The 1,339-nt window shown below is 42.5% G+C and carries 2 protein-coding genes; one reads left to right on the forward strand and one right to left on the reverse strand.

The annotated features are described in order from the left end of the window. Positions 1 to 42 precede the first annotated feature (42 nt). Positions 43 to 726: a histidine phosphatase family protein gene (locus A3729_RS15565; protein WP_068507539.1), complete on the forward strand. Its 684-nt coding sequence runs from the start codon at positions 43 to 45 to the stop codon at positions 724 to 726. Positions 727 to 1,080: 354 nt separating this feature from the next. Here A3729_RS15565 and A3729_RS15570 read toward each other — a convergent pair. Further along, positions 1,081 to 1,339 (reverse strand): efflux RND transporter permease subunit (locus A3729_RS15570; RefSeq protein WP_156497974.1); only part of this gene is annotated, 259 nt, incomplete at its 5' end.

Raw genomic sequence — 1,339 nt, forward strand, 5'->3', positions numbered from 1 at the left:
TGTAAGTATCAGTGTTGCCATTTAATCGCTTAGAGCGATTAAATGGCAACACTGATACTTACACGGCACGCACAAGCCTCTTTAGGAAAGCAAGACTATGACCAGCTTTCTGATCTCGGCCACAAACAAGCCCATTTACTAGGTGAATATTTTGACAGCACTTCTATCAAGCCCAGTCGAGTTATTTGCGGCAGCTTAAAAAGGCATATTGAAACCGCTGACGCGATCACTCGCTCATTGCAATATAATCAAGCTATCGAAACTGATCCGCGCTGGAATGAATTCGACTTTAAGGGATTGATAAAAGCTTATTTGTCACTTAATAGCGACCAGGCGTTTAACTTAAGTAGAGACTCCAACCCGGCCACCTTTTTCAAGTTATTGAAAAAAGCTATGTTTGCCTGGGCGAATAACGACCTAGTAGGTCTGGTAGATGAATCTTGGAGCGACTTTGAGTACAGAATTGAAACTGGCTTAGAGGCAATTCGACAGCAAGCGGATCGTGATGATACCGTTATGTTAGTCAGCTCAGGTGGCGCAATTTCGATGGCGATAAGAAAAGTGATGGGACTAAGCGTAGAGCAGATGATTGATATTAACTTTCAGATTAAAAACGCAAGCTACGCTAGTTTCGATATTAAGCGGGACCGAATGGTGCTGTCGGGTTTTAACCATACCCCTCACCTAGAACTAGATGAGGGCAAAACTTTAATAAGCTACGCCTAAGATGTATCGGCTCGAACTTGGCCTTACAGCTTAGAATATAGGCTGTACTTAAACTAACGAGCTCACTAAGGCCTAAATGTCCGCAAGTCGGACTCTCGGCATCGACAATAAAGTTTGGATATTCAGGCCAATATTGACCTGATCAGTTACATCGGGAATGTGAGAAGAGCAGACACAAAACTATCCAGAAACTTCCTATTATCGCATTAGCTATTTTAAGAGAAATAAGACTTCAATTGCTGAGCGCAAACAAAATCTAGCGCCACTGCACTTTTAAGTCGATTATTCATAATCAACTCTCTACATAATTATTTTTCAATTCCAGCTCATTGAAAAAATCGGGCCATACTATATTCAGTATTTGTTTTTTCGCCCATACAATAGCGGCACAACAAGCACGGTTAAAATCGCCGAGCTGATGGATCCAAAAATCAAGGAGACAGCCAGTCCTCCCATCACGGGATCAGGGATGATTACCAGTGTTCCAAAGACAATGGCCAAGGTGGTTAAGGTTATGGGAATAATTCTTAATGCGCCCGCATCTGAGATAGCCTCTTCTGGCGACATGCCTTCGGCTATTCTCTCCCTGATAAAATCAACGATCAGCAAAGAA

This window comes from Oleiphilus sp. HI0043 (genome assembly GCF_001634935.1).

Coding starts and splice junctions, on each gene's coding strand:
- A3729_RS15565 (WP_068507539.1), top strand. CDS start 43: ATGGCAACACTGATACTTACACGGCACGCACAAGCCTCTTTAGGAAAG.